The organism is Nocardia sp. SYP-A9097 (assembly GCF_009649815.1).
Taxonomy (GTDB): domain Bacteria; phylum Actinomycetota; class Actinomycetes; order Mycobacteriales; family Mycobacteriaceae; genus Nocardia.
Genome location: NZ_WJIC01000023.1, coordinates 39,596 through 59,464 on the forward strand (window position 1 = coordinate 39,596; position 19,869 = coordinate 59,464).

The following is a 19,869-nucleotide window of genomic DNA, read 5'->3' on the forward strand; positions in this document are numbered from 1 at the left end:
TTTCAGAGTTCGAACGGGGCCTTGGTCTTGCCGACGAGTTCGGCGACCGAGTTCAGGACGGCGGTCGGGCGGTAGGGGTACTGCTCGACGGTGGCCTGGGTGGAGATGCCGGTGGTGACCAGGATGGTGCGCATACCGGCCTCCAGGCCGGAGATGACGTCGGTGTCCATTCGGTCGCCGATCATGACGGTGGACTGCGAGTGCGCGCCGATCCGGCGCAGGGCCGAACGCATCATGAGCGGATTGGGCTTGCCCACGTAGTAGGGCTCCTTGCCGGTGGCGCGGGTGATCAGCGCCGCGACCGAACCGGTGGCCGGCAGGATGCCCTCGCGGGACGGGCCGGTCGGATCCGGGTTGGTGGCGATGAAGCGCGCGCCGGCCGAGATCAGGCGAATCGCGGTGGTGATGGCCTCGAACGAATAGGTGCGGGTTTCGCCGAGGACCACATAGTCCGGATGGCTGTCGGTGAGCACGTATCCGATTTCGTGCAGTGCGGTGGTGAGCCCGGATTCGCCTACGACATAGGCGGTTCCATTCGGCCGCTGGTCCTTCAGGAAGGTGGCGGTGGCCAGTGCCGAGGTCCAGATGGATTCGACGGGAATGTCGAGCCCGGTGTGCCGCAGGCGCGCCTGCAGATCACGCGCGGTGTAGATCGAATTATTGGTCAGAACCAGGAAAGGTAATCCGTTGTCGCGCAGTTCGGCCAGGAATTGGTCCGCGCCCGGCACCATGTGGTTCTCGTGCACGAGGACACCGTCCATGTCGGTGAGGTAGGACAGGATCGGTTCTTCGATAGAGGTCACGGGACAGAGTCTAATTTGCCTCCGCTTCGCTACGGCTGTTCGCGGCCCCTGAAGTCCCTCCCTCCGCTCCTCCGCTGCGCTCCCGTGTCCGCTCCAAGCGCGGGGAGGCGGAGCGCAGTCCAGAACCGGGGCGGGCCGCGAACCTTGGGGGTGAGCCCAGCTGAGGACGCCGTGCCGCGGCCACTATGGTGCGAAGTGGGCCGTAAACCGGGCCTATCCGGAACGGCAGGCGCGGGAGGTTGGCCCGCACAAACCAAGCGCAGCAAGGCGACAGGAGTGGCGCGGTGAAGGACCTCAAGCTCGGATTCAAGGCTTCGGCGGAGCAGTTCGGCCCCCGGGAGCTGGTGGAGATCGCGGTGGCTGCCGAACAGCACGGCATGGACAGTGCGACCGTGAGCGATCACTTCCAACCGTGGCGGCACAATGGCGGGCACGCCCCGTTCTCGCTGGCGTGGATGGCCGCGACCGGTGAGCGCACCGAGCGCATCATGCTCGGCACCTCGGTGCTGACCCCGACCTTCCGCTACAACCCCGCGGTGATCGCGCAGGCGTTCGCCACCATGGGCTGCCTGTACCCGGATCGCATCATGCTGGGTGTGGGTTCCGGTGAGGCGCTGAACGAGATCGCCACCGGATATCAGGGCGAATGGCCGGAATTCAAGGAGCGTTTCGCGCGGCTGCGCGAGTCGGTGGATCTCATGCGCGCGCTGTGGACCGGTGAGCGCACCGACTTCGACGGCGAGTACTACAAGACCGTCGGTGCGTCGATCTACGACGTACCCGAGAACGGCATCCCGGTGTACATCGCCGCGGGCGGCCCGGTGGTGGCCCGGTACGCGGGCCGCGCGGGTGACGGTTTCATCTGCACCTCGGGCAAGGGTATGGATCTCTACACCGAGAAGCTCATGCCCGCGGTCGCCGAGGGCGCGGCGAAGGTCGGCCGTACCGTCGAGGACATCGACCGGATGATCGAGATCAAGATCTCCTACGACACCGATCCCGAACTGGCCCTTGAGAATACGCGTTTCTGGGCTCCGCTGTCGCTGACCGCCGAGCAGAAGCACTCCATTACCGATCCCATCGAGATGGAGGCCGCCGCGGACGCGCTGCCCATCGAGCAGATCGCCAAGCGCTGGATCGTGGCCAGCGATCCGGACGCTGCCGTCGAGCAGATCAAGCAGTACCTGGACGCGGGCCTGAATCACCTGGTCTTCCACGCCCCCGGCCATGATCAGCTGCGCTTCCTCGAACTGTTCGAGCGCGACCTGGCCCCGCGTCTGCGCGCGCTGTAGTCATCCGGCATGGTTCGCGGCCCGTCCCGCTTCTGGACTGAGTGGAGCGGGGGAGCGCACCGGAGGAGCGGAGGGAGGGAAGAAGCGGGACTCCCTGGGCCGCGAACCCGCCCGGAGCGAAGCGTAGGGCAAATCGGGCACAGTAGGCTCTCGGACTATGGCTGCCTCACCGGTTTCCAGTGTGTACATCGCGTCGCCCGAGGGTGACACCGGCAAGTCGACCGTGGCGCTCGGCGTGCTGCAGGCGCTGGCGGCGACCACGCCGCGGGTCGGTGTGTTCCGGCCCATCACCCGCTCCGCGACCGAGCGGGACTACATTCTCGAACTGCTGCTCGAACACTCCACCGCCGACGACGATTACGACCAATCCATCGGTGTCACCTACGAACAGGTGCACGCGGACCCGGACAGCGCGATCAGCGAGATCGTCATGCGCTATCACGCCATGGCCGCACAGTGCGATGCCGTGCTCATTCTGGGCAGTGACTACACCGATGTCGCCAGCCCCAGCGAACTGCGCTTCAATGCCCGTATCGCGGTGAATCTCGGTGCGCCGGTACTGCTGGTGGTGCGCGGATCCGAGCGCACGCCCGCGGAATTGGCGCAATTGGTGGAGCTGTGCCGGACCGAACTGGTCGCCGAGCACGCCAAACTGGTCGCGGTGATCGCCAACCGCTGCGATCCGGACCAGTTGGACGCGGATTCCGCAGCCCTGGCGCGCGTCGCGGCGGTGCCGACCTGGACGCTGCCCGAGGTGCCGCTGCTGCAGGCCCCCACCATGGACGAGCTGTGTCATGCCATCGGCGGCGAAATCTACAGTGGCGACCCGGAATTGCTGCAGCGCGAAGCCCTCGACGTGATTATCGGCGGTATGACGACCGAGCACATTCTGGAGCGACTCACCGACGGCGTCGCCGTCATTACGCCCGGTGACCGTTCGGACGTGCTCCTCGCCCTGGTGAATGCCCATGAGGCGGAAGGCTTTCCGTCACTCGCGGGTATCATCATGAACGGTGATATGCAGCCCGCCCCGTCCATCGCGCGCCTGATGGCGGGACTGAAACCGAAACTGCCGATCCTGTCGACCAGCCTGGGCACCTTCGCCACCGCCAAGGCCGCCGCCCGTACCCGCGGCCGGGTATCGCTGTCCAGTATTCGCAAGGTGGATACCGCGCTCGCGCTCATGGAGGAGCGAGTGGACGCACGAGAGTTGTTGCAGCAGATCGAGATTCCCATCCCGAATATCGTGACCCCGCAGATGTTCGAGTATCAGCTGATCGAACGCGCCCGCGCGGACCGCAAGCGCATCGTCCTCCCCGAGGGTGATGACGACCGTATTCTGCGCGCCGCCGGACGCGTATTGCAGCGCAAGATCGCCGATCTCACCATCCTCGGTGACGAGACGGCGGTGCGTGGCCGCGCCGCCGAACTCGGGGTGGATATCGATGCCGCCGAGGTACTGGATCCCAAGACCTGTCCGCTGCGCGACGAATTCGCGCAGGAGTACGCCCGCCTGCGCGCCCACAAGGGCATGACGGTGGACCGCGCTCGCGAATACCTCGGTGACATATCGTATTTCGGCACCATGATGGTGCATATGGGTGTCGCCGACGGCATGGTGTCGGGTGCCGCGCACACCACCGCGCACACCATCCGGCCCTCGTTCGAGATCATCAAAACCATGCCGGGCGTATCCACCGTGTCCAGCGTATTCCTCATGTGCCTGGCGGACCGGGTGCTGGCCTACGGCGACTGTGCGGTGGTGCCCGATCCGACCTCGGATCAGCTGGCCGATATCGCGATCTCGTCCGCGCTGACCGCGGCGCAATTCGGTATCGACCCCCGGGTGGCCATGCTGTCGTACTCGACCGGTGAATCCGGCTCCGGCGCGGATGTCGAAAAGGTGCGCACCGCAACCAAACTCGTGCACGAGCGGGAACCGGAACTGCTGGTGGAGGGTCCGATCCAGTACGACGCCGCCATCGAACCCACGGTCGCGCGCACCAAACTGCCGGATTCGGCGGTGGCCGGGCAGGCGACGGTCTTCATCTTCCCGGACCTCAATACCGGCAACAACACCTATAAAGCCGTGCAGCGCAGCGCCGGTGCGGTCGCCATCGGCCCGGTGCTGCAAGGTCTGCGCAAGCCGGTGAACGACCTCTCGCGTGGCGCACTGGTCGCCGACATCGTGAATACCGTTGCCATCACCGCCATTCAGGCGCAGCAGGAGGCGAAGTGAAGGTCCTGGTGATCAACTCCGGGTCCTCGTCCATCAAATATCAACTGCTGGACCCGGATTCGGCGGAGGTGGTAGCCGCCGGAATTGTGCAGCGCATCGGCGAACCCGTCGCCGAGGGCTCGCCCACCATCGAACATCAGAGTGACGGAAAGACTTTCGAGCACCACGGCGAGGTGCCCGATCATGCCGAAGGCTTGCGCCTGGTCTTCGATATCTTCGCCGAGAGCGGGCACGACCTGGCCGATGCGGGTTTGCGCGCGGTCGGGCACCGGGTGGTGCACGGTGGTGAGGTGTTCTACGAGCCGACGCTCGTCACCGATGAGGTGGTCGAGGCCATCTCGCGCCTGTCCGCGCTCGCGCCACTGCACAATCCGGCCAATGTGGTGGGTATCGAGAGTGCCCGCAAACTGCTCCCCGAGGTACCACAGGTGGCGGTGTTCGACACTGCCTTCTTCCATGGTCTGCCCGCCGCCGCCAAGACCTACGCCATCGACGCGAAAGTGGCTGCCGCGTACGGGGTGCGGCGGTACGGCTTCCATGGCACCTCGCACGAGTACGTCTCCGGGCAGGTCGCCGAATTCCTCGGCCGGGACCGTGCCGAACTGAATCAGATTGTGCTGCACCTGGGTAACGGCGCGTCCGCCTCCGCCATTCGCGGCGGTAAGGCGGTGGATACCACCATGGGCCTGACTCCGCTCGAGGGTCTGGTCATGGGAACCCGCTCCGGGGATCTCGATCCCGGGATCATCTTCCACCTGATCCGCACCGCGGATATGAATGTGGATGAGGTGGACGCCCTGCTCAACCGGCAGTCCGGTATCAAGGGCCTGTCCGGGGTGAACGACTTCCGCGAACTGGGCCGCCTCATCGAAACCGGTGACGCCGCAGCGCAACTCGCGTTCGACGTCTACATTCACCGCCTGCGCCGCTATATCGGCGCATACCTGGTGGAGCTGGGCCGGGTGGACGCCATCACCTTCACCGCCGGTGTGGGCGAGAACGACGCCAAGGTCCGCGCGGCGGCCCTGGCCGAGTTGGAGCGCTTCGGCATTCGGGTGGACCCGGCCCGCAATACCGCGAAAGACCGCTCCGCCCGGTACATCTCGCCGGAGGGCGCGGAGGTCGCGGTGCTGGTGGTGCCGACCAACGAGGAGCTCGCGATCGCTCGCGCGGCTGCCCGATTGGTGGGATGAGCCGCGCCGCGGCGCTTCACGAAAACGTCACGATCGCCCTGACAGAGTGGTACTCGGATCCACTCCCGAATGGAGCCCCGGAACCCGTGTCGCATACGCACAGCTGCGGTAGGTACTGACCCTCCCTCGTCAGTTCCTGCGACTTCTCGGCTGCCCCCGAAGGGTTACTCAGCTGCGACACGGGGCCGGGTCATTTGCCCTCCGCTGCCCTCCGCTGCGCTGCGGGCGGGTTCGCGGCCTCGAGGTCCCATTTCTTCCCTCCCTCCGCTCCTCCGCTGCGCTCCCCCGCTCCACTCAGTCCAGAAACGGGACGGCCGCGAACTTACGCGGCGCTGTCCAGGCAGTGACTTCCTGATGTTTGCTCTAGAACCAGGATTTGGCGCGGACCGCGTTGGCGAGATCGATCAGGGCGTAGCGATGCGTGCGGCCGGGGGCCGAGCGGGCCAGGCCGCGCAGGCCGCTCTCGATACCGCGCCGCAGCTCGCGTTCGCCGAATGGGCCGCCGAATATCTTGGCGTCACCGGTTTTCGGTGTGTGGCCCGCCTGCAACCAGCCCAGCGCGGTGCCCGATACCAGGACGCGCAGCTGCGCGGTGCGACTCTCGCCGGGCGGCAGGGCCTGCACCCGCGCCGCGGCCAAATGCAGGGTGGATTCGTCGAGTTCGGCCACCGGAGCGCTGGTCAACAGCATCAGCACCGCGGTCATGCGGGCCTCGGAGTAGTGCCGGGAGGCGGGCGGCACCTCGTCGAGCGCGTCCACCGCGGCCGTGGTGCGCCCGGCGGCGGCGAGTTGGCGGGCCAGGCCGAAGGCGGTGCTGACCACGCCGCGGTCGGTGCGCCAGACGGTGGCGTAGTACTTCTCGGCGTACGCCCGCCACTCCTCGGGATCCGGTGAATCCCAGTGCTGCAGAATCAGTTCCGCGGTCGCGGCGAGGGCGAGCTTGGGTGCGATCTCGCCCGGGATGGCCTGCAGGACGGCGTCGAAGCGGGCGAAGGCGCGTTCGTAATCCTGGTCCAGCAGTTCGGCCATGCCGAGATACCAGTCCGTGCGCCAGTCCTCGGAGGGTGGTTCGCCGGTGTCGGTGAGGCGGCGCAGCAGCATGCGGGCGGCGGCCGGTTCCTCCAGATCCAGGTGGGCGCGGGCCTCGGCGAGGGTGACCTCCAGCTCGAAAGTCTCAGGTGCGCCGCCGGGTTCGGCCGCGGCCCGCTGCCGGCCGTGCCGTAGTTCGTCGAGGGCGTGCCGGGCCTCGGGGTGCGCCGAACCGGCCAGCAGTGGCGCGGACGGATCGGTCGGATCGACCAGCGGTACCGGTAGCGCGGCCACCACATCGCGTGGACTCAGCAGGGTACTGCGATCGACGCCGTCGACCAGGCCGTCGGTCTGCGCCACGAACTCCTCGGTGCCGAAGCTGGTGCGCGGCGGGCTGAAAAGCGCTGACAGCTGCGGATGTTCGTTACCGGTCTCGACCGCGAGGATCTCGCGCAGCACACCGGTGAGCTGACCGCCGAGCAGCCGCGCCGAGGTGAAGCGGCGGTTCGGGTCCGGATCGGTGGCGCGCAACAGCAGCCGGTGGAAGAACTCGTGCCGCTCCAGCACCGGCTGATCCCGCGCCGCCGGAATGCCTTCGACGTACGCGCCCTTCTCCATGGGCAGGTTCAGGATCAGTACGGCCAGGGTACGGCCGACCGTATAGATGTCCGAGGCGACGGTGGGTCCGGTCTGTGGAATCTCGGGAGCCTGGAAACCCCTGGTGCCGTACAGGTTTCCGTAGGCTTCGAACGGTGCGGTCGCACCCAGGTCGATGAGTTCCACCCGGTCCGTGGTGACCATGATGTTGTCCGGCTTGAGATCGTTGTACGCCAGCCCCACCGAGTGCAGATAGTCCAGTGCCGGAAGGATTTCCAGCACATAGGCGATGGCCTCGGCGATCGGCATACGCTCGGGTCGCACATGCTGTTCGAGCAGATCACGCAGCGAATGACCGCCGACGTACTCCATGACGATGTAGCCGATGGGGGAGCCGTGCGCGTCCGGATGCTCCACGAAATTGTGGATCTTGACAATGCTCGGGTGCGCCACCTCGGCCAGGAATTGCCGTTCGGCCACGGCCACCGCCTGCGCCTCGGCGTCACCGGCGTGCAACAGGCCCTTGAGCACCACCCAGCGGTCGCTCACATTGCGGTCGATGGCGAGGTAGATCCAGCCCAGCCCGCCGTGCGCGATACAGCCCTGGATCTCGTACTGCCCCGCCACCCGATCGCCCTGATGCAGGGAGGGACGGAAATCGTATGGCGCACCGCAGATTTCACACGTTCCCGCCGTGGTCGCCGCATGCGCCGCGGTGGCCCGTCCGACCGGCTTGCCGCAGCGCCAGCAGAACCGTCGCCCCTCCGCCACCATCGGATCGGGGAGCACCTCCGCCTCCGGATCGACCGGCTCCACCGCGGGAATCGGCACCAGTCCCGCGCCGAGCCGCCGCACCACCGGTCGCGGTCGCGACATGCGCGCGGTCCGCTGCGACGGCCTGGTGGGCGTGCGCACCTCACCCTCGGTGCGCGAAACCTCCTGCGGCCCAGGCGTAGCGGAGGTGGCCGCGATATGTTCGGTCGCCCGCGTCGCCGGTCCCTCGCCGAAGCGTTCGGTGGCCTGGGTCTGCGGCCCGTCGTCGGCTACCCGCTCGGTGGCGCGGGTGGCGTCCGGTTCCTCGGGTGCGGTCATCTCAGTCCTGGTACCTGGGCTGCGGCGGGACCGCGGCATCGCCGAGTTCGGCGGCCAGCCAGCGGTGGTAGAGGCGGTACCAGGTGCCGTCGGTGCGAATGCGCTCCAGGGTGCCGTTGACGAAGCGCACCAGATCATCCGAGCCCTGTGAGATGCCGATGCCGTACTGCTCGGTGCTCAGATCCGGCCCGACCACCTCGGTCGCCGGGTCCTGTACCGCCAGACCCGCCAGCACGGTGTCATCGGTGCTGGCGGCATCGACCTGACGCTGCTGCAGCACCACCAGACAATCGGCCCAGCTGGGCACGGTGAGAATGGAGACGGCGGGCTGCTGGGTGCGGACCAGATCCAGTGAGGTGGTGCCACGCACCACGCATACCCGTTTACCCGCCAGATCGGTGAGCCCGGAGATCCCGGAGTTGTGCACGGTCAGTACCCGCTGATGCGCCTGCAGGTACGAGGTGGAGAAGGTAACCCGTTGCCGCCGTTCACAAGTGATGGTCATGGTCTTCACCACGACATCCACGGTGTGCTCCTGCAAGGCCTTCTCGCGGTCCGCCGAGCCGAGGATCCGGTATTCGATGAGATCCGGATTGCCGAGCAGATCCCGCGCCAATTCCCGGGCGATCTCCACATCGAATCCGGCGAGCGCCCCGGTGGTCGAATCGCGGAAGCTGAACAGATTACTGCCGGTATCCAAGCCGACGAGTAGTCGGCCGCGTGCCCGGATGGCATCGATATTCGGTGTCCGCCCCGCCCCGCTCGGCCGCAGGCTCGCGGTGGGATCCCCGCAGTTCACGGCGGCGGGCGGCAGCGGAGCATTGGCTTGTGCCGCAACGGCTCCCGACGGCAGCGGCGGTTCGACATAGCTCGGCACCCGCGTCGACTGCGGTGCGGGCGCACCCCCGTCGGCGCATCCGGCGGCGAGCGCCACCGCGAGTACGGCCGAGGCGACACCGGCGATTCGCCGGGTCGAATGCGGCTCGCGCCGTAGGGCTTTGCCTGGATAGCCGGTTCTGTGATTCATCGGTACTCCCGTAGTCGCGGCCACAGGCCCGCCGCCACCAGGACGGCCGCCGCGGTGCTCAGCACCAGTGCGCCCGGTGCGAGCAGGTCGAGGGTGCGGGCGGCGTGGGAAGTGTTGCCGCGCAATTCGTTCCGGGTATCGGTAATGCCCTCGCCGAGCGCGCGGTCGAGGGCGTCGACCTGGGCGGTGGCCTCGTTCGCGCCCGGTCCGGTGGCGACCGCGGCCGCGCCGATGAAGTCGCCCTTGGAGAGTGCGTCGTTCATCCGCTGATGGGCGGCCCGCCAGCGATCCAATGCCGAGCTCGCGGTCTTCACCTCGCCCGCGCCCGGCCCGTCCTGGTCGTAGCCGGCGAAGATATCGCGCAACCGGGCGGTGGCCTTGTCATAGGTGTTGTCGTATTCGGTACTGGTGTCGCGCCGCACCAGTTTCAGGGTCTCGGCGGTGCGGGCCTGCTGGGCGAGAATGCGGCTCTCGGTCAGCGCCGAGGTGGGGATGCTGCCGCTGTCGCGGGAGTCGGTGGTATCGACCGCGGAGATGAATCCGGCGATCACGGTCCAGCCGAGCAGCACCACCATGGTTCCGGTGGCCAGCAGCAGTCCGGGATTGAGTACCCGATGCCAGCGCCGGGACAGGAACAATTGCGCCCCGACCAGCGCCGCCACCGCCAGCAGCGGTGTCACGATGGCGGGCCACGGCGGCCGCACATGATTGCGCTGGGTGGCGGTGATGGCCGCCGAGCGATGCTCCTGCAACTCCTGTGCCATCGGCAGCATGGTGCCCTGCATGAGGTTGGACGCCTCGCTGAGATAGGCCGCCCCCACCGGTAGCCCGCTGCGATTGTTCGCCCGCGCGGTCTCCACGATGCCGCAGTAGACCGGCAGTCCGGTGGAGATGCCGGTGCGCAGATGCGTATCCGCGTCTCCGCCACTGCGATTGGACTGCGTCACCAGTTCCGCGGCCGCCTCGCCGACCGCCTGGTTGTAGCGGTCGCGCACGGCCTTGGGCTCCAGCCCGCCGGAGATGAACGCGGTGCCCGCCGAGGCGTCGGCCACCGACAGCGCGGTGTACAGCCGCTGCGCCGAATACGCGTCCGGCTCGGCCTGATCCAAAAGTACGTCCAACGCGTGCTGCCGATTGTTCACCGCGGTCGCGGTGACCACGCCCGCGGCCAGGCACATTCCCAGCAATACCAGTCCCACCGCGATCAACTTGGCCGGTGAGGAGTGCGCGAACAGCCGCATATCGGTGCTCGACAGCCGTTCCCGCACCGCCGCGGCGGCAGCACGAGGGGACAGCTCGTCCAGCCGCAACTGCTCGGTGCGAACCACGTTCACCTCCCACTGACCGAAACCGAACGATCGACTTGTTGATGTCGAATGAGCTTATTGTGGACGTACCTGTGCCGTGACGCGGGAACACCCGGGTGTCTGTGCGGCGTGGCCCGAGGATGGGATCGAAAGTATGCGTGGTGACGGTGACGGCTGGGCGGAAAGTCCGGATGGCACCCGTCAGTGGGGTCGTTTCGGAGCTGCCGGACTGTTGCTGCGCGCTCCGCTCGCCGATGGCGGGTCGGCGGTGCTGCTGCAGCATCGCTCCGCCTGGAGTCATCAGGGCGGCACCTGGGCACTGCCCGGTGGCGCCCGCGATTCGCACGAGACCAGCGTGCATGCCGCCGTCCGCGAGGCCGAGGAGGAGGCGGGTATCACCGCCGGATCCATCCGGGTGCGGGCCGAACGGGTGACGGCCACCGCGGCCAGCGGCTGGACGTACACCACGGTCATCGCCGACGCCGTCACCCAGCTGCGCACCCAGGGAAATCTGGAGAGCACCGAACTGGCCTGGGTACCCGAATCGGAGGTGGACGCCCGCCCGCTGCACCCCGGTTTCGCCGCCGCCTGGCCACTGCTGCGTGCCACCCCGGCCCGGGTCAGCCTGGACGGCCTCGACGATCCGGAGACAGTGGCGGCGGCATTGCCACGCACCCTGGAACTGGCCGGCGCGGAGTTCCTGTGGCTGCGCTCGGGCGGCAATGGGGATGTGCGCGACGCCCGCATCGGGGCGGCCGAACAGACCCTCGATGTGGCCGGAAATGTGTTGTACCTCACCCTGGCTCAGGTGTTGTCCTGAGCCATCACGCCCGGTGTTCCGCGAGAAGTGGTGCAACGCAAGGACAACCGAGTCCGCCTCGCCGTTGAGGAAATCCCGGCAAGTGTGCGCAGGCCGCCCGCGGCAACGCCGCTCAGTTGGCGAGGTTGTCCAAGACGCGCTGTTTGAGTGCGCGGGCCGCGGATTCGGGGTCGCGGGCCTCGGTTATGGCTCGTACCACCACGATTCGAGTCGCACCGGCCGCGAGCACCTCGGGCAGGCGCTGGTCGTCGATGCCGCCGATGGCGAACCAGGGTCGGGCGGTGTGCGATTCGGCGGTGGAGCGGACCAGCTCCAGACCGGCGGCCTGCCGGCCCGGCTTCGTCGGCGTGGCGTAGACGGGCCCGGTGCAGAAGTAATCGATGTGTTCATCGATGGCGGCCAGCCCGGCCTGCGCGCGATTGTGGGTGGAGCGCCCGATCACCACATCGGGTCCGAGGATCTTGCGGGCGTACCAGGGCGGTAGGTCGCCCTGGCCCAGATGCAGCACGTCGACCCCGGCCGCCAACCCGATATCGGCGCGATCATTGCAGGACACCAAGGCCCCGTGCCTGCGCGCGGCGGCCTTCAATTCGGCCAGCACCCCGAGTTCGGCCTTGGCTTCGAGCGGCCCGAACTCCTTCTCCCCGGGCGACCCCTTGTCTCGCAACTGGATGATGTCGACGCCCCCGGCCAGGGCGGCGTCGGCGAAGGCAACGAGGTCGCCCTTGTCCCGGCGCGCGTCCGTGCACAGGTACAGGCGCGCGTCGGCCAGGCGCTCGCGCGGTGTGGCGGGCCGGTTCGGGTGGGAGGGCTGCACGCCCCCGACGCTAGTCGCGCTACCGTTGGGACGAAACGGGCGGTGCGGTGATTTTCCGCCACACCCGATCCGCGGCCCCGCAGACCATGGTGTGCCGGCCTCGGCCTCGGCCACGCGACCCGCGCCAGCTCCGGCAAGTCCGCGTCGTGCCACGTGACAGGTGGGAGACGGGCGCCGAGGCCGTGACCCGTGCTGTGGACGGCGGCACAATGAGATCGACCCGCGCCGCGGCGAGCAGCGCGATGAGAGTAGTGCGAGGTGGAAACGGTGCGGACTCTGGCCGTCGTGGGCGGCGGTGTGATCGGGCTTTCGGTGGCGTGGCGTGCCGCAGAGGAAGGCTGGACGGTCACGCTGTTCGATCCGGCGAGCGGGTCGGGTGCCTCGTGGGTGGCGGGCGGAATGCTGGCACCGCTGTCGGAGGGCTGGCCGGGGGAGGATGACGCACTCGAGTTCGGCGCGGCCTCGCTGACGCGCTGGCCGGACTTCGCGGCTCGTCTGCAAGCCCGGACCGGTGCCGAGCTCTTCACCGCCAACCGCACTCTCACCGTCGCGCTGGACGCGGCCGACGTCGTGGATCTGCGCACCATCGCCGATTGGGTGAATGCCCACGACCTCCCCGCCCTGCCGGGTGATCCCGGGTGCGGAGCCGCGGATCGGCACTTGCGGCTGCTCGATCGCGCGGGTGTCCGTGCGGCTGAGCCGGGTCTGGCCCGCGCTGTTCGAGCCGGGCTGTTGGCCGCCTCCGAACCCGCGGTCGACAATCGCGCCCTGGTTTCCGCCCTGCGCGCGGCCTGCGCCGCCGTCGGCGTGGAATTCATTGCCGAACAGGTGGTTTCGGAGTATTCGCCGGAGAACGCCGGCGAACCGATCGCGAATCATGGTGCGGCCCACAGCGAGTCGCACTCGCGGCTGCTACATGAATTGCCGCACGATCGAATTGTGGTGGCCGCCGGTGCCGCTGCCGCACAGCTGTGGCCCGCGCTCCCGGTGCGCCCGGTGAAAGGCGAGATCCTTCGGCTGCGCCGCCGCCCCAGCGCGCCTGCCCCGCCTCAGGGCGTGATCCGCGGGCGGGTGCACGGCCGTCCCATCTATCTGGTGCCCCGTAATGACGGGATCGTCTTGGGCGCAACCCAATACGAGCAGGGCTTCGATACCGCGGTGACCGTCGCCGGGGTCCGCGATCTGATCACCGATGCCGAGACAATTCTGCCGGGTATCGGCGAATACGAATTCGCCGAGGCCGCAGCGGGTTCCAGGCCGGGAACGCCGGACAACCTGCCACTCATCGGCTATGTGGACGATCGGGTGATCGCCGCGACCGGTCACGGCCGCAATGGAATTCTCTGCACTCCGGTCACCGCGGACGCCGTACTGGCGTTGCTCGCCGATACCCAGCTCCCCGAGGCGCGCGCCGCCGCGCCGGATCGCTTCGAACCGAAACCGAAGGGTCCCCGCCCCGCTACCGCTGCCGAGGAGCGTGCCTTGTCCGCCAACTATCGCCGGCGTGCTTCCGCCACGCCGTTTTCCCCAGGAGGAGCCCGATGACCGCAGTTCCGGTCGGTATCACCGTGAATGGTGAGGACCATGAATTCGCCGAGGCGCCGACGGTGCGTCAGGTGCTGGAGCAGTTGAATCTGCCGTGTCAGGGTGTGGCGGTGGCGGTGGATGGTGCGCTGTTCCCGAAGTCGCGCTGGGATGAGCTGGTCGGGCGGGGTTGGGAGCTCGAGGTGCTGACGGCGGTGCAGGGTGGCTAGCGGGGTCGATCCGCTGGTTATCGCGGGCCGTAGCTTCGCGTCGCGGCTGATCATGGGCACCGGCGGCGCGGACAATCTGGCCGTGCTGGAGGAGGCGCTGATCGCCTCGGGCACCGAGCTGACCACGGTCGCCATGCGGCGGGTGGATGTCGCGGGTGGTACCGGTGTGCTGGATCTGTTGAAGCGCTTGGAGATCGCCCCGCTGCCCAATACCGCCGGTTGCCGTACCGCCGCCGAGGCCGTGCTCACCGCGCAGCTGGGCCGCGAGGCGCTCGAAACCGATTGGGTGAAGCTGGAAGTCATCGCCGACGAGCGCACCCTGCTCCCCGATGCGATCGAATTGGTCAGCGCCGCAGAGCAATTGGTGGACGACGGTTTCACGGTGCTGCCGTACACCACCGATGATCCGGTGCTGGCGCGCCGTCTCGAGGACATCGGCTGTGCCGCGGTCATGCCGCTGGGTTCGCCCATCGGCACCGGTCTGGGTATCGGCAATCCGCACAATATCGAGATGATCGTCGCCGCGGCGGGAGTCCCGGTCATCCTCGACGCGGGTATCGGCACCGCCAGTGACGCGGCCCTGGCCATGGAGCTCGGCTGCTCCGCCGTCCTGCTCGCCACCGCCGTGACCCGTGCCCGTCGGCCCGCGCTCATGGCCACCGCCATGGCCGATGCCGTCCAGGCCGGTTGGCTGGCCCGGGAAGCGGGCCGTATTCCCAAGCGTTTCTGGGCGCAGGCTTCCTCCCCTGATCTCTGAGTCGGGGTGCCCCTTGGGGGTTGACTCATCCTCGCGGGGTACGGGCCGCGCGACCTCCGGTCGATAGTGTGTCGAGGCTTCTCGAGGAAGACTGGTCCGCATGATCGAACTGAGGGGCCTGACCAAACACTACGGGCAGACCGTCGCGGTGTCGGATCTGTCGTTCACGGTGCGTCCGGGGTTGGTAACCGGCTTTCTCGGCCCGAATGGGGCGGGTAAGTCGACCACCATGCGGATGATCCTGGGGTTGGATGAGCCGACATCCGGTACCGCACTCATCGACGGCAGGCCGTATCGCGATCTGAAGCGCCCGCTGACCGAGGTCGGCGCGCTGCTGGATGCCAAGTGGGTGCATCCGAATCGTTCCGCGCGTTCGCATTTGCGCTGGCTGGCGGCGTCCAATGACATTCCGGCGGCACGCGTGGAGGAGGTGCTGCGCCTGGTCGGCCTCGCCGAGGTGGCCAATAAGAGTGCGGGCGGATTCTCGCTCGGCATGTCGCAGCGGCTCGGCCTGGCGGGCGCGCTGCTGGGTGATCCGAAGGTGCTGCTGTTCGACGAGCCGGTGAACGGCCTTGATCCCGAAGGCATTCTGTGGATTCGCCGTTTCATGCAGCGGCTGGCGTCGGAGGGCCGCACGGTGCTGGTCTCCAGTCACCTGCTCTCCGAAATGGCCCAGACCGCAGAGCATCTCATCGTGATCGGCCGCGGTCAGCTCATGGCCGATACCACCACAAAGGATTTCATCGAGAAGGCCTCGGAACAGTCTGTGCGCGTGCGCAGTCCGCAGCTGGACCAGTTGCGCAGCCTGCTCACCTCCAACGGTATGACGGTGCGTGAGGATGGTGCGGATGCCGAGGGCGCGGCCCTGGTGGTCGCCGGTGTCACCTCCGATGTGGTCGGAAAGTTGGCCGGTGCCAATGACATAACGCTCTTCGAGCTGTCGCCGCAGCGTGCCTCGCTGGAGGAGGCGTTCATGCAGATGACCGGTAGTGCGGTGGAGTACCACGGCGAAGGTTTCGACCAGGTGATGGGAGGGGCGCTCTGATGGGCGTGCTCGCAGCGGAACGAATCAAACTCACCTCGACGCGCTCGCCGTGGTGGTGCTCGGCAATTATCGTGCTGCTGGGTCTGGGCTTCGCGGCCCTGGTCGCGGCGGTCAATCGGTCCCCGAAGGCGGATACGCCGCCCTTGCATGTGACCACCGTCGTCGGCGGTGTGAGCGGCTTCGGAGTGCTGGTGCTGATGATCTTGTCGGCGCTGGCGGTAACGAGTGAATACCGCTTCGGGACCATTCGCAGCACATTTCTAGCAACCCCCGCTCGGGATAGGGTGCTGCTTACCAAAGCCCTGCTGATCGGAGCGTTCGGAGCGATCCTGATCGGCGTGCTCACCGTGCTGGCTTTCGTGCTGGCGAAGCTGATCAGCGGTTCGGCGGGCGGCGCCGATCTGGTGCTCACCAATGCCGACAATGCCCGTGCCATCTACGGCGTCCCGATCTACGCCTTCCTGTCGGTGGTGCTCGCCGTCGGTGTCGGCGTGCTGGTCCGGCAGACCGCCGCGGCCATCTCGCTGATCATTCTGTGGCCGACCGTGCTGGAGTCGCTGCTGAGCGCATTCGGCAGCTTCGGCCGCAATGTGGGCGCGTTCATGCCGTTCGCGAACGCGGGCCACTTCTACTCGGCCTCGGCCGACGCGGCCGGTTCGAACTGGCATTGGGGCCCGTGGGGCAGCCTGCTGTACTTCGCGGTGTTCGTCGGAATCGTTTTCGGAGCCGCGCTGTTCGTAGTCAATAAGCGCGACGCATAGACCCTGCCCGGGGATGCCGCCGGCCACTGCCCGGTACGGCGGCGAATATCGGCCCGATACGGACGTTCTCCGTATCGGGCCGATGTCGTTTCGGACCACCCGGGAAACTCTGTGTGAAATGTGTCAATTCCACCCGGGAGTGCCTGGCGAGCCGAACTGGTCATCTGTAGCATCGGACCAGCAACCAAAGCACTCATGCATCGGCGGGCCCAATGATGTGGCCGCCCGTACCGATCGGAAGGTGTCAGGTGGCAGTCATCAATCCATCCGGAGATCAGGCCCTGAGATACGCTCTGGGCGTGAGCGAACGACCCTCCGACGGCGGCGAGCGCGCATCCGACGCCTCCCGTTCGGGCGGATTGGGGAACGATCGCAATCGGTCGCGGGATGCGAACGGTGCCCGTGCGCGCGAGTCGCGTGCGCCCCGTATCGACCCCGACGTCATAATCCCGCTGGTCCCGACCGAATTGGTCGACGAATCCCGCGATGAAACCGATACCGTGCCCGACCGCCGCCGCTTTCCCGGCGGGCAGCTCTCGGCACTGGTCAATGCCGCGAATCAGCGCGGCGATCTCATCGGCCTGGTCCGCAAGGCCCGGGAGAACCTGCCCGGTGATCCGGCCTTCGGCGATCCGCTCTCGGTCTCCGGGCCCGGTGGCGCGCGGGCCGTGGCCCGTGCCGCGGACAAGCTGGTCGGCGATTCCCCCAGTGCCGCACGTGAATTGGGCCTCGGCGCGCTTCAGGTATGGCAGGCCATGCTGGAGCGGGTCGGCAAGGGCCGCGGCCTGCAGGACGTCACCATCATGTTCACCGATCTGGTGGCGTTCTCCAGCTGGTCGCTCGCGGCCGGTGACGAACGGACCCTGGAATTGCTGCGCGGGGTGGCCAAGGCCATCGAGCCGCCGATCGCCGATCGCGGTGGGCAGGTCATCAAGCGCATGGGCGACGGTCTCATGGCGGTGTTCCCGTCCGCGGATCGCGCGGTGCGAGCGGCGGTGGCGGCCAAGGAGAATCTGACCACGCTGAATATCGACGGGTACCGCCCGCAGATGCGGATGGGCCTGCACACCGGCACGCCCCGCGAGATCGGCGGCGACTGGCTGGGTGTCGATGTCACCATCGCCGCGCGTGTCATGGCGGCGGGCGGCAATGGCAACACCATGCTGTCCGGGGCCACCCTGGATTTGCTCGACGCCGAGACCCTCGAGGAGTTGGGGTTCGGTGTGAAGCCCTATCGGCGCAGCTTCTTCGCGGCCCCGCTCAGCGGTGTGCCGGAGGATCTGCGCATCTTCCGCCTCGAAGCGGAGTAGCTAGATCAAATACAGAATCGCGCCCGCTACCGCCAGCACTCCGGCAATGCCGAGTGCGATGGCGAGCGGGCGTGCGGTCTTCCAGGTCGAGTAGGCCCCACCGAAGAGGAATCCGGCCAGGGCCAGCAGCACGATCATGGCGACGTCTTTGGACACGTCGACCATTTTGCCTGGTCGGATCGGAGGCGTCGCAAGCGGTCACGCAATTAACAAGCACGCAGGCTTGATTTTTTTCCGGCCCGATGTGACCCTTGAGCGGACCGCAGCGATGGTGCTGCGCCGCGCGGTGCACAGGGAGGCCCAGTAATGAGTCAGCTCGGCGAGGATCCGGAGCTCCTCCGGATCGGCAACTGCTCCGGCTTCTACGGGGACCGGATGAGCGCCATGCGGGAGATGCTCGAGGGCGGGCAGCTCGATGTGCTCACCGGCGACTATCTGGCCGAACTCACCATGCTGATCCTGGGCCGGGATCGCATGAAGGACGCCGGCCTCGGCTACGCCAAAACCTTTGTGCGACAGCTGGAGAACAATCTCGGACTGGCCCTGGACCAGGGCGTGCGGATTGTCGTCAACGCGGGCGGGCTGAATCCGGCCGGGCTGGCGCAGCGCGTCGGCGAGGTGGCCGAAAAGCTCGGTCTCGCACCGAAGATCGCCCATGTGACCGGTGATGATCTGCTGCCGCGGGCGGCGGAGCTCGGGCTCGGGTCGCCGCTCACCGCCAATGCCTACCTCGGCGCCTGGGGTATCGCGGAGTGTTTGACCGCGGGCGCGGACATTGTGGTGACCGGTCGCGTCACCGACGCCGCCCTGGTGGTCGGACCGGCCGCCGCCCACTTCGGCTGGGGCCGAACCGATTACGACGCGCTCGCGGGCGCGGTGGTGGCGGGGCATGTCATCGAATGCGGTACCCAGGCCACCGGCGGTAATTTCGCCTTCTTCACCGAGATCGCCGATCTGAACCGCCCCGGCTTCCCGATCGCGGAGGTGCGCCGCGACGGCAGCACCGTGATCACCAAGCATGTCGGCACCGGCGGCGCGGTCACCGTGGATACGGTCGAGGCGCAGCTCATGTACGAGATTCAGAGCGCGCGCTACGCCGGACCGGATGTGACCACGCGCCTGGACAGCATCGAACTGAGCCAGGACGGCCCGGATCGGGTGCTCATCAGCGGTGTGACCGGTGAAGCGCCGCCGTCGCGGACCAAGGTTTCGCTGAACACCATCGGCGGCTTCCGTAATCAGATCGAGTTCATTCTCACCGGACTGGATATCGAGGCGAAAGCCGAACTGGCGCAACGGCAGTTGCAGGCGTGGCTGCCGGTGCGGCCGGCCGAAATGGAGTGGACCCTGGTACGGCTGGACCGCCCGGACGCCGAGACCGAGGAGCAGGCCAGCGCGCTGCTGCGCTGTGTGGTGCGCGATCCGGACCCGAACCAGGTCGGTCGCGGCTTCTCCAGTGCGGCGGTGGAATTGGCGCTCGCGAGTTATGCGGGCTGCTCGCTGACCTCCCCGCCCGGCAATGGCGGACCGTACGGAGTGTTCACACCCGGATACGTGGATGCGAAGGAAGTACCGCATATCGCGGTGCTGCCAGATGGCGGCACCGTCGATATAGCGCCCGCCGCGGAGACCCTGGAACTCGCCGAGGTAGCCGAACCCGAACTCCCGCAACCACTTCCGCCGGGCGAGACCCGGCGGGTACCGCTGGGAACCATCGCTCTCGCGCGCAGCGGCGACAAGGGCGGTAATGCCAATATCGGCGTCTGGGTGCGCACCGATGCGCAGTGGCGCTGGCTGGTACACGCGCTCACCGTCGACGAGTTGCGCCTGCTGCTGCCGGAGACCGCGAAGCTGCCGATCACCCGGCATGTGCTGCCGAAGTTGCGCGCCGTCAATTTCGTTGTCGAGGGTCTGCTCGGGGAGGGCGTGGCCTATCAGGCCCGTTTCGATCCGCAGGCCAAGGGGCTCGGGGAATGGCTCCGGGCTCGCCATATCGAAATCCCCGTGGAGCTGCTGCCATGAGTAC

At 67.6% G+C, this 19,869-nt stretch carries 17 protein-coding genes; 11 read left to right on the plus strand and 6 right to left on the minus strand.

Features of this window, described 5'->3' with window-relative positions; all coding sequences use genetic code 11:
• Positions 1-2: 2 nt before the first annotated feature.
• Complete coding sequence (locus tag GFY24_RS31585; protein WP_153808834.1) at positions 3-761, minus strand: HAD-IIA family hydrolase; 759 nt, start codon at positions 759-761, stop codon at positions 3-5.
• A 326-nt stretch (positions 762-1,087) separates the two neighbouring features.
• On the opposite strand from GFY24_RS31585, the gene fgd reads away from it, so the two are divergent.
• The 3 genes from fgd to GFY24_RS31600 all read left to right on the plus strand — a co-directional run bounded on the left by fgd (position 1,088) and on the right by GFY24_RS31600 (position 5,527).
• Complete coding sequence (gene fgd / locus GFY24_RS31590) at positions 1,088-2,095, plus strand: glucose-6-phosphate dehydrogenase (coenzyme-F420) (protein WP_309231577.1); 1,008 nt, start codon at positions 1,088-1,090, stop codon at positions 2,093-2,095.
• 157 nt (positions 2,096-2,252) lie between these two features.
• Complete coding sequence (pta, locus tag GFY24_RS31595) at positions 2,253-4,334, plus strand: phosphate acetyltransferase (protein ID WP_153808768.1); 2,082 nt, start codon at positions 2,253-2,255, stop codon at positions 4,332-4,334.
• Positions 4,331-5,527: an acetate kinase gene (locus GFY24_RS31600; protein WP_309231578.1), complete on the plus strand. Its 1,197-nt coding sequence runs from the start codon at positions 4,331-4,333 to the stop codon at positions 5,525-5,527. The genes pta and GFY24_RS31600 overlap by 4 nt, the downstream gene beginning before the upstream one ends.
• A 363-nt stretch (positions 5,528-5,890) precedes the next feature.
• Here GFY24_RS31600 and GFY24_RS31605 read toward each other — a convergent pair whose 3' ends face one another.
• Genes GFY24_RS31605 through GFY24_RS31615 form a run of 3 tightly spaced genes read right to left on the minus strand, consistent with a single transcriptional unit; the run spans position 5,891 to position 10,600 of the window.
• Entirely contained in the window at positions 5,891-8,284 is a 2,394-nt protein-coding gene (locus GFY24_RS31605; protein WP_375336128.1) for a tetratricopeptide repeat protein, read from the minus strand.
• Positions 8,247-9,272: a glutamate ABC transporter substrate-binding protein gene (locus GFY24_RS31610; protein ID WP_153808770.1), complete on the minus strand. Its 1,026-nt coding sequence runs from the start codon at positions 9,270-9,272 to the stop codon at positions 8,247-8,249. The genes GFY24_RS31605 and GFY24_RS31610 overlap by 38 nt, the downstream gene beginning before the upstream one ends.
• Positions 9,269-10,600 (minus strand): hypothetical protein, encoded by a 1,332-nt coding sequence (locus GFY24_RS31615; RefSeq protein ID WP_153808771.1) that lies wholly within the window; start codon positions 10,598-10,600, stop codon positions 9,269-9,271. Before GFY24_RS31615 ends, GFY24_RS31610 begins: the two co-directional genes overlap by 4 nt.
• 133 nt (positions 10,601-10,733) lie before the next feature.
• On the opposite strand from GFY24_RS31615, the gene GFY24_RS31620 reads away from it, so the two are divergent.
• Positions 10,734-11,399, plus strand: coding sequence for an NUDIX domain-containing protein (locus GFY24_RS31620; RefSeq protein WP_153808772.1), 666 nt, complete (start codon positions 10,734-10,736; stop codon positions 11,397-11,399).
• 112 nt (positions 11,400-11,511) lie between these two features.
• Here GFY24_RS31620 and thiE read toward each other — a convergent pair whose 3' ends face one another.
• Complete coding sequence (gene thiE / locus GFY24_RS31625; RefSeq protein WP_309231579.1) at positions 11,512-12,216, minus strand: thiamine phosphate synthase; 705 nt, start codon at positions 12,214-12,216, stop codon at positions 11,512-11,514.
• Positions 12,217-12,483: 267 nt separating this feature from the next.
• Here thiE and thiO point away from each other — a divergent pair, with 267 nt between their 5' ends.
• From thiO to GFY24_RS31655, 6 genes are all read left to right on the plus strand, one after another.
• Positions 12,484-13,761: a glycine oxidase ThiO gene (gene thiO, locus GFY24_RS31630; RefSeq protein WP_309231580.1), complete on the plus strand. Its 1,278-nt coding sequence runs from the start codon at positions 12,484-12,486 to the stop codon at positions 13,759-13,761.
• A complete protein-coding gene (thiS, locus tag GFY24_RS31635; protein ID WP_153808773.1) occupies positions 13,758-13,970 on the plus strand; it encodes a sulfur carrier protein ThiS in 213 nt (70 codons plus the stop codon). The genes thiO and thiS overlap by 4 nt, the downstream gene beginning before the upstream one ends.
• On the plus strand, positions 13,963-14,727 hold the full coding sequence (locus GFY24_RS31640) for a thiazole synthase (protein ID WP_309231581.1): 765 nt from the start codon (positions 13,963-13,965) through the stop codon (positions 14,725-14,727). Before thiS ends, GFY24_RS31640 begins: the two co-directional genes overlap by 8 nt.
• 100 nt (positions 14,728-14,827) lie before the next feature.
• Positions 14,828-15,772, plus strand: a complete 945-nt coding sequence (locus tag GFY24_RS31645) for an ABC transporter ATP-binding protein (RefSeq protein ID WP_153808774.1) — start codon at positions 14,828-14,830, stop codon at positions 15,770-15,772.
• Entirely contained in the window at positions 15,772-16,533 is a 762-nt protein-coding gene (locus GFY24_RS31650) for an ABC transporter permease (RefSeq protein ID WP_153808775.1), read from the plus strand. Before GFY24_RS31645 ends, GFY24_RS31650 begins: the two co-directional genes overlap by 1 nt.
• Positions 16,534-17,075: 542 nt before the next feature.
• Complete coding sequence (locus tag GFY24_RS31655; protein WP_228566838.1) at positions 17,076-17,843, plus strand: adenylate/guanylate cyclase domain-containing protein; 768 nt, start codon at positions 17,076-17,078, stop codon at positions 17,841-17,843.
• On the opposite strand, the gene GFY24_RS41305 is transcribed toward GFY24_RS31655, so the two are convergent.
• Positions 17,844-17,999, minus strand: a complete 156-nt coding sequence (locus GFY24_RS41305; protein WP_194853096.1) for a hypothetical protein — start codon at positions 17,997-17,999, stop codon at positions 17,844-17,846.
• A 150-nt stretch (positions 18,000-18,149) separates the two neighbouring features.
• Here GFY24_RS41305 and GFY24_RS31660 point away from each other — a divergent pair, with 150 nt between their 5' ends.
• On the plus strand, positions 18,150-19,865 hold the full coding sequence (locus GFY24_RS31660) for an acyclic terpene utilization AtuA family protein (protein WP_153808776.1): 1,716 nt from the start codon (positions 18,150-18,152) through the stop codon (positions 19,863-19,865).
• The last annotated feature ends 4 nt before the right edge of the window (positions 19,866-19,869 follow it).

What these genes read in the sequence shown, in the direction of transcription:
- GFY24_RS31620 (WP_153808772.1), top strand. Translation starts at nt 10,734, where the DNA reads ATGCGTGGTGACGGTGACGGCTGGGCGGAAAGTCCGGATGGCACCCGT.
- GFY24_RS31605 (WP_375336128.1), bottom strand. Translation starts at nt 8,284, where the DNA reads ATGCCGCGGTCCCGCCGCAGCCCAGGTACCAGGACTGAGATGACCGCA.
- GFY24_RS31650 (WP_153808775.1), top strand. Translation starts at nt 15,772, where the DNA reads ATGGGCGTGCTCGCAGCGGAACGAATCAAACTCACCTCGACGCGCTCG.
- pta (WP_153808768.1), top strand. Translation starts at nt 2,253, where the DNA reads ATGGCTGCCTCACCGGTTTCCAGTGTGTACATCGCGTCGCCCGAGGGT.
- GFY24_RS31610 (WP_153808770.1), bottom strand. Translation starts at nt 9,272, where the DNA reads ATGAATCACAGAACCGGCTATCCAGGCAAAGCCCTACGGCGCGAGCCG.
- GFY24_RS31645 (WP_153808774.1), top strand. Translation starts at nt 14,828, where the DNA reads ATGATCGAACTGAGGGGCCTGACCAAACACTACGGGCAGACCGTCGCG.
- GFY24_RS31660 (WP_153808776.1), top strand. Translation starts at nt 18,150, where the DNA reads ATGAGTCAGCTCGGCGAGGATCCGGAGCTCCTCCGGATCGGCAACTGC.
- GFY24_RS31585 (WP_153808834.1), bottom strand. Translation starts at nt 761, where the DNA reads ATGGACGGTGTCCTCGTGCACGAGAACCACATGGTGCCGGGCGCGGAC.
- thiS (WP_153808773.1), top strand. Translation starts at nt 13,758, where the DNA reads ATGACCGCAGTTCCGGTCGGTATCACCGTGAATGGTGAGGACCATGAA.